The organism is Psychrobacillus sp. MER TA 171 (assembly GCF_023713305.1).
Taxonomy (GTDB): Bacteria; Bacillota; Bacilli; order Bacillales_A; family Planococcaceae; genus Psychrobacillus.
On the sequence record NZ_JAMAWN010000006.1, the window covers coordinates 34600 to 48949 of the forward strand.

Below are 14350 nucleotides of genomic sequence, written 5' to 3' on the forward strand. Positions count from 1 at the left end.
TTTTTATTATATCATTCATTTGATCTTAAAGAAAGATTTACACCGAACAGGTTAGTAATTTAACTATTCACTATTCTCGCTTATATATTGATTCTATTTCAAAAAGTCTAATCTCTATTCCTCCACTTGTACGATGACATTAACTACCGATGCATCATGGTCTTTGATACGTAGTGGTGCGGTGAAGGCAGAAATAAGTCTTTTGCCTATTAAAGGTTCAGGGTTAATGTCTTCGTAAATAAGCATGGTCGGTTCTTTGTACCTTTCATGGTCTAAGAAAGCATGGTGTACGAAATAGCCATTCTCTTTTGCTTCTGTTAAGTTTTCAATGCTTAGCGTATCAATAGCGACTGCTTTACAGTTCGGCAATTTTGTCCGAATATATTCGGCTGCTTCTGGTGAGACAGTCGGAAAGTTATTAGCATATTTTTCAAAGTCAGTTCCGCGGTGTTTCCAGTTTCCTGTATTAAAGATAAGAATATCAGCAGTCTTAAGATCTTCATATTTTTCAAGTAGCTCAATTGTTATAAAACCATTAGGACCAACTGGACAATCAATTAATAGTGGATTTTCGTAAATGAAGTCTTCAATGGGAATAGCATCTATCCCCTTCCCATTATTTAAATGGTGATAAGGTGCATCTACATGGGTGCCCGCATGAAGATACATACTAAGAACGCTACCGTTCCAATCATCTCCTTTTTCCAAACGCTCTCTTGGCTCTAATTTAACTTCTGGTAAACCAGGATAAACAGGCATCCCTTCATAGATTGGATAACCAATTTCAACATATTTCTTCATTCCTATCCACTCCCTCTATCATTTTGATTTTTTTGTAATAGCCTATCTTCTATTTGAGTTAATCGTAGTTAGTATTCTTTATACATAAGCTAAAAACCTTTATAATTTACATAGTGATTAATTCGTTAATCTCTATCTTTAACAAACTTTTCTAATGATTTAGTTACCTTGAAATTGTGATATACTATTTTTACTAAACTATCTTTGGAAAGAAGGATAAATCTATGAGCCAAATAACTAATTTAGATAACTATTTTGCAGAAAAAAGAGAACAACATTTAGAAGAATTAAAAAAATTCCTTAGCATACCAAGTATTTCTTCCTTGTCAGAGCACAAAGCGGATATGCAAAAAGGTGCAGAATGGCTTGCAAACTCCTTTAAACAAGCGGGACTAGAAAATATTGTAATTGATGAAACGAAAGGTCATCCCGTAGTATATGCTGACTGGTTACATGCGGAAGACAAGCCAACGGTACTGATCTATGGACATTATGATGTTCAGCCTGTAGATCCATTAAACCTTTGGGAATCAGAGCCATTCAAGCCTGAGGTACGTGATAATAAGCTATATGCTCGTGGTGCCAGTGACGATAAAGGACAAGTTTTCATGCATGTCAAAGCTGTGGAAGCACTTCTCCAATTAGAAGGTTCACTACCAGTTAACGTGAAGTTTCTAATAGAAGGTGAAGAAGAGGTTGGTAGCCCTAACTTAGAGGAGTATATCGAGAATAATAAAGAAAAGCTGGCAGCAGATGTAATCGTTATTTCTGATACAGGAATGCAGGGACCTGGACAGCCTGCTGTATGCTACGGTCTACGCGGCCTATGTGGTGTACAAATTGATGTAAAAGGAGCTAAGGGTGACCTTCACTCTGGGCTTTATGGTGGAGGAGTACAAAACTCTATCCATGCATTAGTTTCTATTCTCGAATCTTTCCGCAGCGCAGAAGGTACAATCGAAGTGGAAGGCTTCTACGACAATGTTCGTCCATTAATGGATGAAGAACGTGAAGCATATGCGGCACTTGGCTTTAATGAAGAGGAATTAAAACAAGAGGTCGGTGTAGATGAGTTATTTGGAGAAAAGGGTTATACACATTTAGAACGAGTTTGGGCTCGTCCAACTCTTGAAATTAACGGGGTATTTGGTGGTTTTTCTGGGGAAGGCATTAAAACGGTTTTACCTAGCGAGGCAGGAGCTAAAATTACTTGTCGCTTAGTACCAGACCAAGATCCAGATGAAATAGTTGAAAAGCTGAAGGCTCATATTGAAAAGCATAAACCTGCAGGCGTGACCGTAACAGTAACTGAATTTGATAAAGGTAAACCTTTCATCACTCCTTTCGACCATCCGGCTATCCAGGCTGCAGGACGTAGCTATGAAAAAGTATATGCTGTCCCAACGGCTTATACACGCGGTGGTGGATCAATCCCAATCGTAGCAGCATTTGATGAAATTCTTGGACTTCCAGTAGTATTAATGGGCTTTGGATTATCCACTGAAAACTTCCATGCTCCTAATGAGCATTTCCATCTAGAAAATTTTGATAAAGGATTACGAGTTATTGGTGATTACTATAGTGAACTCGCTAGCCTATCAAAAGATGAATTAAAAAAATAAACAATAAAGCACATGAAGTCTTTTAGATTCATGTGCTTTTTATTATGTAATTACTGTATAATTCTTACAACAAGAGTTAATATTCCAATGAAAAGGTGGAGATGAATGAAAGACCAAGTGATCAAACTCATCACTAGAAAAGTTGTTACTACTCTTATCACTGTCATGCTTTTTGCTTTAAGCTTTTCTTCTTATGGCCTGATTGGCAACGCTTCTCTTTCACCATATGATCGTGGAGAAGAATTTATCGGCTGGGCTATTCTAATATTTTACTACGGTGGTATCATCATTTTTATATACGGGACAGCCGTTTCTATTGTTTTAGAATTAATGCTAAGAAAAATATTACCCAAGTATAATTGGTTATATATTTTGTTACATGGCTTATTTGGTGGTATTTTCTTATTCCAGGATCTAGACATACTATTTTTAGGAATAGTTCCGGCCTTCCTATACGGCCTAGTGGATAGATGGCTATACACTCAAAATATGGATGGTCGCCATATTAAATTCGGACTTCTTATACCGATTGCCCTCACTCTAGTACTATGGGCAATTTTCTCCCTCACGTCTGAGACACGACCCTCTATTACTAGTGAAGAGGCAATTGAGCGTGCTACATCAGGAGAAGGTACTATTTCTAGTAACTTTCCAAAGGATAAAAAGAAATGGAATGGGGAAATTGAAGGCTTTCAGGTATCTAGAAAATCCTCTGCAAGAAAAAGAGGCGATAATGAGTATATTGTTACCCTCACAGAAAGCTGGGAAAAGGGGTATTTGAACGGAACTTACAAAATTCATTATATAGTTGATCGAAACACTGTATCTCTTCATAGTAAAAGCGGCCTAGTTCCCCCCTACTATAAAAAATAAGGCAAGCAAAATCAGGGCTTCCCCTCTTTTTGCTTGCCTTTTGCATTTTATTTTTGATTTCCAAAAAATGTTACTACTTCATCAATACTCTTACGTGGTTTTGGTTGAGGTGCTTCATTGAAATAACCGACCTGGAACATGCTGATAATACGTTCTCCAGATTGAACTCCTAAAGCTTCACGGAACTTTGGATTGTCTAGGAATCCTGGTGTCTTCCAGCATGATCCAATACCCTTTTCCCAAGCTAGAAGTTGGATGTTCTGAACAAGCATACTAGCTGCTGCATAATCCTCTAAACGTTCCTTTTGACGTGCATCTTCCGGAACAATGACAAATAGGTATGCTCCAGGATTTTTAAATTTTTGCATTTGTTTCTCTAGAGCATCCTCTGAAAGCTCTTTCCATTTTGGAATACCAAATTCTTTTAACAGCTCATGTAATTCTGTTAAACCTTCCTCGCCACATGCTGCGATAAAACGCCATGGCTGTCTCATCTGATGATTTGGAGCCCAGAGAGCATCCTCCATAATAGATACTAATGTATCTCGATCAACTAGCTCTCCATTAAATAATTTAATAGATCTTCTTTGGATAATTGCGTCACGTACTGATAATGATTGTTCCGTCATATTAACACCCTCTTAATTGTCAGTCTTTTTCATCCTTCTAATCATACCAATTTCTATGAAACTTTAAAAGTCTTCAGTTACTGCTAGAATTATGTATGCAGCAGGTATACTTAGTGTAAAATATAGTATAAATAGGAAACAATACAAATGTTATTTTGAGGTGATTTGTTGGTTCTCTACTGGATTTTCAGCTATTTTGTCGGCAATATTCTTACAGCCTGGTGGATTGGCAAATGGAAGAAAACTGATCTTCGGCACATGAGAAGTGGGAACCTCGGTGCTAGAAATGCAGGCGCTGTTCTAGGTAAGACTGCCTTCATCTTAACCTTTCTTGGAGATGCTTTAAAAGGGGTTCTCGTTCTTTATATTGGACATTATTTAGATTTTTCGATTTTGGTTATTTCGATTGCAGCATTCTTTGTTATTATAGGGCACCTATATCCTGTTTGGTTAAAAGGAAAAGGAGGCAAAGGAATAGCTACGTTCATTGGGGTATCCCTAGCACTTAATCCATTTTTATTTGGAATGCTAGCTATTATTTTTTTATTTTTCTTAGGTCTTTTCAGAAGTGCAACCTTAAGCATGATTTTCGCCTTCAGTGCATATGGTGTTTTATGCTTAGTTATACCTGAATACCGGGAGCTTGCCCCCTTATCTCTAGCTATTGCCATTATTCTTTTCCGTCATCGGTTTGATATAGTTGATTCCTGGAATGAACGTTGGTGGAGCAAGTCAAAAGAAACTAACAACTAGTCAATATAACACTTACATTTGAATATGCTACATTATTATCGTAAATATATATAGATAGGATGTACAGAATGATTCCACATAAAATTGCATGGGTTATTGATAGCAGCGCATATATAAATAATTATTTACAAGAACATCCCGATGTCTTTACAGTTCCGATTAATATACATTTCGGTACGGAGCAGTTTGTAGATGGTGTAGACTTAACGTCTGAGCAGTTATACGAACGAATTCGTAATGGTGCGGATTCTATAAAAACCTCCCAGCCATCAGCAGGTGAGTTTGCTCAGCTTTACTCGAAGTTAAGTAAAGAGTACGAATCCATCATCGCCATACATGTATCAAATAGTTTAAGCGGGACCCTTTCATCGTCTGTTGCCGGAGCACAAATTGCTCAAGTGCAAGTAGATTGTATAGACTCCCTATCACTTTCTGCTGGAATTACTGGTTTAGTTGAAAAGGGTATTAAACTACAACATGAGGGACTGCCCTATACCGAAATAGTGGAACACCTAAAATCAGAGGCTACTAAGTTTAAAAACTACATCTTAATCGGTAATCTTACTCAGCTATATAAAGGTGGACGTTTAAGTAGCGCCCAATTTTACTTAGGCAGTCTCTTAAAAATAAAACCAGTTATCCAAATAAATAATATGGGACAGCTACAGGAGCTAGATAAGGTACGCTCCCATAAAAGAGCAATTCAATATTTAGTGGATAAAGTTGTAGACTCTGTTGAAAATGATGGTATCGAGACTGTTTATATTATGCATGCCAACGCTCTTGGGCAAGCGGAAAGCTTAAAAGAAACTATTTTGCTTTCTTGTCCAATTTTAGATGTAACCATAGGTGAGATAAGCACCTCTCTTGCAGTACATGCAGGTGAGGATACAATAGCAGTCCTATGGTATTTGCCTTAAGTAAGAAAGACATTTTAAATATCAATGCTCCCGAGTAGGTTCGGGAGCTTTTATTGTTCTGGTATGCGTAATTTACTTAAAAATCATCCTTTACATGAAAGAATACATACTTCGTATTAGGGGTGTACGCATAGGAATCCTGATATTCCCAATATCTATTTCTACTGTTGTTTGTATGAGCATTCACGTACGGCACCCCGTCTTCAACCCTTGTAACAATTGTAGAATGATCCCACCTTCCATCCCCTTGGAAATCATAAAAGATTAAATCTCCTATTGTTAGCTGGCTTGCGGAATTAACCTGTGTTGCCTGCAATCCAATTGTAGATCCAGCTAAGTACCACCGTAACGAATGGGGTGTCGTCCAGCTTAAGCTCCATGAATTGTTACTTAACCACCACCCTTTTTCCCTATTTGCCTGCCCTCTCATAGGGGCCCCGCCTGCCAATAAACATTGTGAAATATAATTTGTACAATCCACATCAAATATAGGGAAATTAGGATTATAGCTGTTCCACCATTGATCCGCATAATGAATGGCAGCGTTTCTATTATATTTTGCCATTTTTACCACCTCCTCTTATCTTGTTTATATGTATTTAAGAAGAATATATGCTAGTATGAAGTTAACTGAACAATCTTTTATCTTTTATTCTATATTTTTGGGAAAGGAAGTTGGCTGATGCGACAACATGCAGAAAAGGAAATCTTAGTGCCGACTTTGCTCTGCGATGATAAGGGAAATTTAAATCCGAAGGCAATTGGATTCGCTAGAAGACCTATAATTGAAAGTAATCTTAAAGGTCACTATATGCGAAAGAAAAAATGGAATTATTGGTGCATCTTTGGAGATGAAGTCTTATTTTCAGTAACTATTAGTCATTTAGATTATGCTGCTGTCTGTTTTGTTTATTTCCTAAATTATGAGACGCAACGCTTTGTCGAAAGAACGGTAACTATTCCTTTAGGTACAAAGGTGAAAATGCCAACTAATGTACTGGAAAGCGTTCGATTACAGTCTGAGGAAATGTCCATTCAGCTCCTATATCTTCAAAACGAAACTCATATGACAGTTACAGTTCCAGATTTTGATGGAGAAGTTTTGCATGCTGATTTGGTTATTTCTCATCCACCAGATGAGGATTCTTTAAATGTGGTTATTCCATGGAACCGAACTCAATTCCAATTTACTGCGAAGCATCACCTCCTTCCTGCTAAAGGCTTTGTGAAGATGGGTAGTTCCTCTTATTCCTTTCAAGGCGAAGATAACTTTGCAGTACTCGACTATGGAAGAGGCGTTTGGCCTCGCGAGGCAATTTGGAACTGGGGCTTTGCATCTCAACGTGTAGGGGCAAGAAAAATTGGGCTTAACTTTGGAGGTAAATGGACAGATGGCACTGGGATGACAGAAAATGCTGTTATTGTAGACGGTCATTTGTCAAAGATTCATGAGGATTTAGTGTTTCAGTATCAAAATACTGATTTCATGGTCCCTTGGAAAATTAAGACTAAGTTTTCTAAAGACGTTGATCTCACCTTCACTCCTTTCTTCCATCGAGTAGCGAAGACAGATGTTAAGTTGGTTTCCTCGGAAGTAAATCAGATGATGGGGTATTATAATGGCAAGATTCATTTAGAAGACGGAACTATTCTAACGATCCAGCAGATGTTAGGATGTATTGAAGAGCACAAGGCTAAATGGTAAAAAACTTTTCTTTCAGATCAAAAAAGTAGACCATTTTATTTTAAGTAGTTCAGCTAATGGAGAAAACTCGAGCTATCCATAGTAATAACATTTAAATAATAACAAATAAAAACGCTTGGACATATCCAAGCGTTTTTATAGTGATTTATTGAACTTCGTTTGCTAGTTTAATTAATTCATCAATTTCTAATTTGTATTCTCCTAATTCAGTTGTATTACCATTAATAAAGTAAATATATCGAGCAAGAAACCCATCTTCTGTTTCCCACCATAAAGATTGGGAAGTTTCCCCCTCTTCATAAAATGCGAGTACACCATTTTCAAGTTTGTATTCTGTCATGTTATCATTAGATACTTTTTCGGGTTTTTCTAATACTTTACTGAGGATATAGTTGATTTGTTGAGTAGTTTCAATGTTACGATAATGAAAAATAAATTGATGAAGGAAGTCTGGAGCTTCTAAATCAATATTCGTAGAAACATCATTTACTTCAAAAGGAAATTGTGTAGGTTCTTTAAATTCATACCTAATTGTTTCAACCTTCAGCTCGGGATTCTGGTTGCAAGCATTTAAGAAAACAAAAGCAGAACATAGTAAAATTAATAATTTTATTTTCATTTTTTCTCCTTTTCATTAAGATGGAAGTATCTACGATTTTATCATATAATTCACTTTTTATTATTAAGAAAAAATAGCAACATTCATTGGAATGTTGCTACCTAGATAAGTTATGTTATTTTAACTTAAATTCTTTGTTAGTAGTTCCTAATCATTGGATAGGTTCACCTTTTCCCCACTTTTTGTTAGGTAACACTTCTCCAACCTTTAGGTGTGCTTTTCACTTCTTTAGGTGACACTTTCCGATATTTAGGTGTGGTGTTACCACTTAGGTAACACCGGCTCCTTTTTAGGTACCACTCCCACATCCTTTAGGTGCTCTTTTCTCTCCATTTAAGTCGACATCTTCTACACCATCATCACTTGTCTTAGACAGGCGTAGGCCCTCACTTCTTAGATAAGCTGTTTTTGCATTTGTTTGTTCTTTTCCTTAAACATGTCGTTATGAGAGGATACCATGGCAAAGCTATGTGCATCTGGTTCAATGAATTGTTTCGCTCGGTTTACCGCATTTGCCGCATCTTGGAAAGTACCTGCAATTAAGTGCAGTTTTCCTGGATGAGCTAATATGTCTCCGGCTGCGTAAATACCTGGAACGGACGTCTCACTTTTACTGGTGCCAGCTACGTAATATTCATCCTTCACTGCTATATTTACCGTACTTTTTTCAATCAACTCGGCATCTCTTTCGTAGCCATGATTGATAATGACTTCATCCACTTCAAGATAAGTAATTTCCCCTGTTTCATTGTTTGAGAGGGCTACCTGTTCAATAATGTCACGGTTATTAGACGCGATCAGCTTAGTGATAGACGTATTGAATAAGCAGGTTACTGAGCTATTCATCAATTGAGTTATTTGAGCTTCATGTCCATTTAACGCATCCTTGCGGTAAGTAACAAATACTTTTTTGGCAATTGGCTCCAGTTCGTTTGCCCAATCAATCGCAGAATTCCCTCCACCTGAGATGACGACGGTTTTATCCTTAAAGCGACGAATAGATTTGATCGTATAGTTTAGGTTACTAACCTCAAAGCGATCTGCTCCACGTATATCTAGTTTAAGAGGGTTTAGGATTCCTCCCCCGATTGCAAGGATAATGGTTTTGGAATAATGAATTTCTCCAGAAGCTGTAGTTAAACAAAAGACATTGTTATCCTTACTAATTGCTTCTACCTTTTCGTTTACTACTACTTCCGGATTAAATGTTAACCCCTGCTCTACTAGCTGATGGATTAATCGTTCACCCGAGATTGGAGGCTGTCCCCCCACATCCCATATCATTTTTTCTGGATAAACATGAATTTTACCACCTAGCTGGGGTTGGAATTCAATAATCTTTGTTTTCATTTCTCGTAATCCACTATAAAAAGCAGAATATAAGCCTGCTGGGCCACCACCAATTATCGTTACATCAAATATTTCACGCATACTGTAATCCCCTTTGAAATTTATTGTTGACTTCTGCCCAAAAATTCCATATGCTTTCTTTATGATAATGATAATCGTTTTCATTTATTTTATCAACTGTTAGTTTGGAGGTTTTTAAATGGTTCGCCTTTATACGGAAGATTTGTCTATAGGCTATGGAGAAAAACTTATTGTGAAGGAGCTATCTATACAAATTCCTGACCAAAAAATTACAACAATTATTGGCCCTAATGGCTGTGGCAAATCCACCCTTCTAAAAGCAATTACGCGGATTATTCCACACCAATCAGGATCTATATTGTTAGATGGGAAAACAGTTTCAAGAGAAAACACAAAAGTGCTTGCTAAGAAGATGGCGATTCTCCCCCAAACTCCGGAAAGTGCAAGTGGACTTTCAGTTGGTGAACTAGTATCCTATGGTCGTTTCCCCTACCAAAGCGGTTTTGGACGTCTCACCAAAAGAGATTATGAGGTAATAGATTGGGCAATGGAAGTGACTGGAACCCTTGGGTTTAAATATCTACCAGTAGATTCCCTTTCAGGAGGACAGCGTCAAAGAGTCTGGATTGCTATGGCGCTTGCACAGGAAACGGAAATCATCTTTTTGGATGAACCAACCACCTATCTCGATATGGCCCACCAATTAGAAGTACTAGAGCTTTTACAGAAGTTAAATGTTCAAGAAAAAAGAACTATTGTTATGGTTTTACATGATTTAAACCAAGCTGCACGCTTTGCTGATTATATTATTGCTCTCAAAGATGGCCATATTATTAAGGCTGGTAATTGTAAGGAAGTCATCACAAAAGAAATATTAAGAGATGTCTTTCAAATTGATGCTGAAATAGGCTTGGATCCAAGGACAGAAAAACCAATGTGCATTACATATAACCTACTAAAGGGAGAATATAAAAAATGAAAAAGCTTCTTATACCAATATTGTTTTTACTTATCTTATTAATGAGCGCGTGTAATAATGACGAAACAAATGGAACAGCTAATGAAAGTCCCAAAGAGTCTACTACTATTACATATAATTCAGAGGAAGGTCCGATTGAAGTTCCTGCTGATCCGAAACGTGTTGTGGTGGTATCTACCTATGCGGGGAATGTAGCCGCACTTGGAATCAATATAGTAGGTGTCGATGCTTGGTCGAAATCTAATCCTCAGTTTGATAAGTATTTCGCAGATGTAGAAGAGGTTTCAGAGGATAACCTAGAAAAAATTATTGAGCTAGACCCGGATTTAATCATTGGACTTTCCACTGCTAAAAATTTAGACAAATTAAAAGAAATTGCACCAACTGTTACCTTTACGTATGGAAAAGTAGATTACCTTACTCAACATTTAGAAATTGGAAAACTATTAAATAAAGAAAAAGAAGCTCAGGAATGGATAGATGATTTCAAGAAACGTGCACAAACAGCAGGTGAAGAAATCAAAACCAAAATAGGTGAAGATGCAACTGTCTCTGTTATCGAGAATTTTGACAAGCAATTATATGTATTTGGTGATAACTGGGGTAGAGGAACAGAAATTATCTATCAGGAAATGAAGCTAGCAATGCCTGAAAAAGTAAAGGAAATGGCATTAAAAGATGGGTTTTATGCTTTATCGCTCGAAGTATTGCCTGAATATGCAGGAGATTACATTATTTTCAGTAAAGCAGGGACACAGGATAACTCCTTCCAAGAAACTGATGTATACAAAAATATTCCTGCCGTAAAAGAAAGTCGAGTTTTTGAGGCTGTTGCTGAAGAATTCTACTTCAATGACCCAATTTCTTTAGACTATCAACTAGCGTTCTTTAAGGAAAATTTTTTAAACAATAAATAGTGTACTGGAGGGATTCATATTGGAATTCCTCCTTCTTCATGTCAGAAAGGAACTAAAATATGAACTCTTCTCTGCATTTTAGTATTAAATTAATAATAAGTTGCTTCCTGCTTATCATTATGTTTGGTTTTGCTATCATCTTTGGAGCTGCAGAAACTAGCATTGTAGATGTGTGGAACGCAATTTTCACATTCCAAAACAACGATTCAATAAATATTATTCGAGAAATACGTCTTCCTCGTGAGGTGGCTGCAATTATGGTAGGTTCAGCCTTGGCTATATCGGGAGCTATCATGCAAGGGATGACAAGAAACCCTTTAGCCGATCCTGGTCTACTTGGTCTAACCTCTGGGGCAAATGCAGCTTTAGCTGTAACTCTTGCCTTCTTACCGGCTACCAACTATTTAGGTATTACATTTGCTTGCTTTGTTGGTTCTGCGTTAGGGGCTATATTAGTCTTTAGTATAGGGGCTGCTAAAAAAGGCGGATTCTCGCCTTTGCGTATCGTTCTTGCAGGAGCTGCCGTCTCTGCCTTTTTATATGCCATTGCAGATGGAATCGGTATATATTTTAAAATATCAAAGGATGTTTCTATGTGGACCTCCGGTGGTTTAATTGGTACATCGTGGAGTCAGCTACAGGTCATTGCTCCATTTGTTATAGCAGGCGTTATTGTCTCACTTTTACTATCTAGACAGCTTACTATTTTAAGCTTGAATGAAGAGGTAGCAGTTGGATTAGGGCAAAGAATTTTTTTAGTGAAGACCATTCTATTTTTAGTAGTTATCTTATTAACCGGCGCATCCGTAGCATTAGTTGGTAACATGGCTTTTGTTGGTCTTATGGTTCCTCACATCGTTCGGGCCATTGTCGGCACTGACTATCGATTTATTATCCCTATGTCCGCTATTTTAGGAGCTATACTAATGCTTTTAGCTGACACTATCGGTCGTACGATTAATATTCCATATGAAACCCCTGTGGCGGCAATCATTGCAATAATGGGTCTACCATTCTTTTTATTGATTGTTCGAAAAGGAGGGAAAATATTTCAATGATTCATCCCAAAGTTATAAAAAAACAACGTATATTATTTGTTAGCTTTCTAGTTTTAATTTTAGTGACTGCTTTCGTGAGTGCGGGAATTGGCTATTCTTCTCTATCCTTTGACCGCTTGATTCCAACTTTATTAGGAGATGGCTCCTTTAAGGAAGAGTTTGTACTATTTTCTATCAGGCTCCCACGAATTATTATTACCTTACTTGCAGGCATGGCTCTTGCTTTATCAGGAGCTATACTTCAGGGGATTACTCGAAACGATTTAGCGACCCAGGGATAATTGGTATCAATTCTGGAGCAGGTGTAGCAATTGCTTTGTTTTTTTTATTTTTCCCTATAGATCCTGGTTCATTTATTTACCTTTTACCTATTGTGGCATTTTTAGGAGCTTTACTTACAGCATTTCTAATCTATATCTTTTCCTATAATCGCGAAGTTGGACTCCAGCCAGTACGTTTAGTATTAATAGGTGTGGGCTTTTCCATGGCGCTTTCGGGCTTAATGATTGTTCTCATTTCTTCTGCTGATACTAAAAAAGTTGATTTTATAGCCAATTGGTTAGCAGGAAACATTTGGGGCGCGGACTGGCCCTTTATTTTAGCCTTACTACCTTGGTTGATCGTACTGGTTCCTTTTACCATGTATCGAGCAAACCGGTTAAATCTATTAGGACTCAGTGAGCCTGCTGCAATTGGAGTTGGAGTTTCCATTGAAAAAGAACGTATAGCCTTCTTAATGGTGGCAGTAGCTTTAGCAGCTGCTGCAGTTAGTGTTACGGGTGGTATTGCATTTATTGGTTTAATGGCTCCACATATCGCGAAATCGCTAGTAGGTCCAAGACATCAGCTATTTTTACCAATTGCCATCCTATTAGGCGGCTGGTTATTGTTACTAGCTGATACAGTCGGACGAAATATACTTGAGCCTAGCGGGATACCAACCGGTATTGTAGTTTCCCTTATTGGTGCTCCTTACTTTATGTATCTCTTACTTAAGAAATCTTAAGTACAGATAAAGGAGCACATTCCTGAGCCACAACTTGGAGCTGTCCAGTGAAAAAAATGAAAACGTGAAATCAAGTAGTGATTTCACGTTTTTGTACTTTAATGACTAATTATTGCCCACTCTATTTTAATTGTGTTTAGACTTCCGCATACTACCTTTTATTTAAATACTCGTACATTTTTTTCGGGTAGTCAGTAAAAATGGCATCGATCCCAATCTCTTCTAACATGTCCACATAAGCTTCCTCATTTACTGTGAAAACACGTACCTTTTTCCCGCTTGCTACTGCGTCATGACCCATCTTTCTTATAACTGTTGGGAAAAACGCATGTAACGCATCTGCTCCTACTAAATCTGCATATTTGTGAGGAGCAATCATTACTTCCATAAATAAAATGGCTGTTTCTATATTTGGTGCCTTTCTTTTAAAACTTTGAATTACCTCGTGATTAAAGGATGACACGACGACACGATTTGTGAGCCGGTAATCTTGGAGCATTTCAATTACCTTGTCCTCCATCCCTTCATAAGGGAATATATCTGATTTCAATTCAATGTTTATATGATGATGAGTATCTTTAAACACATATAATACTTCTCTTAAGGTTGGTATTTTTTCTCCTCTACACTTTTGAGAATACCAAGCTCCAAAGTCATACGCTTCTAGCTGGGAAAGAGTCATATCTTTGATAAAGCCTTGTCCATTAGAAGTACGATCAATTTTTTCATCATGAATGACGACAAGTTCTCCATCCTTTGTCATATGAACATCAAATTCTACTCCGAATATAGGTAAAGCCGCCGCTGCTTTAAATGCTGAGATTGTGTTTTCTGGATGAGTTCCAGCCGAGCCTCTGTGTGCATAAATTTTCATGGAATGCCCCCCTCATATAGATACATTAAGTATATCTTCACGTAGAATATAATGGAAATAAATTTTCTAAAAATTTCAAGAAAAGCGCAACCGCCTATCCCTGCCCCGACAGGCAAATGGAGAAAAGCGAGGAGGCAGCTCCTCAGCCACCGCAGTTTTTATCCATTTGACCCCGAGGGGCAAGGCGGTGGAGCTAGACATCAAGAAAAGCGCAACCGCCTAT

The 14350-nt window shown here is 37.6% G+C and carries 14 protein-coding genes and 1 pseudogene; 9 read left to right on the forward strand and 6 right to left on the reverse strand.

What is annotated here, in order from left to right:
• Positions 1-114: 114 nt before the first annotated feature.
• The gene (locus tag M3627_RS07555) at positions 115-801 is read right to left on the reverse strand and encodes a cyclase family protein (protein WP_251553507.1); all 687 of its coding nucleotides are present in this window, start codon (positions 799-801) and stop codon (positions 115-117) included.
• 224 nt (positions 802-1025) lie between these two features.
• Here M3627_RS07555 and M3627_RS07560 point away from each other — a divergent pair, with 224 nt between their 5' ends.
• On the forward strand, positions 1026-2423 hold the full coding sequence (locus M3627_RS07560) for a dipeptidase (protein WP_169360840.1): 1398 nt from the start codon (positions 1026-1028) through the stop codon (positions 2421-2423).
• Between the two features lie 105 nt (positions 2424-2528).
• On the forward strand, positions 2529-3296 hold the full coding sequence (locus M3627_RS07565) for a hypothetical protein (protein ID WP_251553508.1): 768 nt from the start codon (positions 2529-2531) through the stop codon (positions 3294-3296).
• Positions 3297-3343: 47 nt separating this feature from the next.
• On the opposite strand, the gene M3627_RS07570 is transcribed toward M3627_RS07565, so the two are convergent.
• Complete coding sequence (locus tag M3627_RS07570; protein ID WP_251553509.1) at positions 3344-3925, reverse strand: nitroreductase family protein; 582 nt, start codon at positions 3923-3925, stop codon at positions 3344-3346.
• Between the two features lie 168 nt (positions 3926-4093).
• Here M3627_RS07570 and M3627_RS07575 point away from each other — a divergent pair, with 168 nt between their 5' ends.
• Entirely contained in the window at positions 4094-4678 is a 585-nt protein-coding gene (locus tag M3627_RS07575) for a glycerol-3-phosphate acyltransferase (RefSeq protein ID WP_251553510.1), read from the forward strand.
• 68 nt (positions 4679-4746) lie between these two features.
• Positions 4747-5598 (forward strand): DegV family protein, encoded by an 852-nt coding sequence (locus M3627_RS07580; protein ID WP_251553511.1) that lies wholly within the window; start codon positions 4747-4749, stop codon positions 5596-5598.
• Positions 5599-5674: 76 nt separating this feature from the next.
• Here the strand turns inward: M3627_RS07580 and M3627_RS07585 are convergent, their stop codons facing one another.
• Complete coding sequence (locus M3627_RS07585; RefSeq protein WP_169360835.1) at positions 5675-6163, reverse strand: amidase domain-containing protein; 489 nt, start codon at positions 6161-6163, stop codon at positions 5675-5677.
• A 117-nt stretch (positions 6164-6280) separates the two neighbouring features.
• On the opposite strand from M3627_RS07585, the gene M3627_RS07590 reads away from it, so the two are divergent.
• On the forward strand, positions 6281-7303 hold the full coding sequence (locus M3627_RS07590) for a DUF2804 domain-containing protein (protein WP_169360834.1): 1023 nt from the start codon (positions 6281-6283) through the stop codon (positions 7301-7303).
• 145 nt (positions 7304-7448) lie between these two features.
• On the opposite strand, the gene M3627_RS07595 is transcribed toward M3627_RS07590, so the two are convergent.
• Positions 7449-7922, reverse strand: a complete 474-nt coding sequence (locus M3627_RS07595) for a hypothetical protein (RefSeq protein WP_251553512.1) — start codon at positions 7920-7922, stop codon at positions 7449-7451.
• Between the two features lie 393 nt (positions 7923-8315).
• Entirely contained in the window at positions 8316-9353 is a 1038-nt protein-coding gene (locus M3627_RS07600) for an NAD(P)/FAD-dependent oxidoreductase (RefSeq protein WP_251553513.1), read from the reverse strand.
• 118 nt (positions 9354-9471) lie between these two features.
• Here M3627_RS07600 and M3627_RS07605 point away from each other — a divergent pair, with 118 nt between their 5' ends.
• The 4 genes and pseudogenes from M3627_RS07605 (at position 9472) to M3627_RS07620 (ending at position 13253) form a co-directional block, all read left to right on the forward strand.
• Positions 9472-10272: an ABC transporter ATP-binding protein gene (locus M3627_RS07605; RefSeq protein ID WP_169361511.1), complete on the forward strand. Its 801-nt coding sequence runs from the start codon at positions 9472-9474 to the stop codon at positions 10270-10272.
• Positions 10269-11189 (forward strand): iron-hydroxamate ABC transporter substrate-binding protein, encoded by a 921-nt coding sequence (locus tag M3627_RS07610; protein ID WP_169361512.1) that lies wholly within the window; start codon positions 10269-10271, stop codon positions 11187-11189. The genes M3627_RS07605 and M3627_RS07610 overlap by 4 nt, the downstream gene beginning before the upstream one ends.
• Positions 11190-11248: 59 nt before the next feature.
• Positions 11249-12247 (forward strand): FecCD family ABC transporter permease, encoded by a 999-nt coding sequence (locus M3627_RS07615; RefSeq protein ID WP_169361513.1) that lies wholly within the window; start codon positions 11249-11251, stop codon positions 12245-12247.
• A pseudogene (locus M3627_RS07620) lies at positions 12244-13253 on the forward strand (FecCD family ABC transporter permease). The gene M3627_RS07615 and the pseudogene M3627_RS07620 overlap by 4 nt, the downstream one beginning before the upstream one ends.
• 151 nt (positions 13254-13404) lie before the next feature.
• Here M3627_RS07620 and M3627_RS07625 read toward each other — a convergent pair.
• Positions 13405-14127: a glycerophosphodiester phosphodiesterase gene (locus M3627_RS07625; RefSeq protein WP_251553515.1), complete on the reverse strand. Its 723-nt coding sequence runs from the start codon at positions 14125-14127 to the stop codon at positions 13405-13407.
• Positions 14128-14350: the final 223 nt, after the last annotated feature.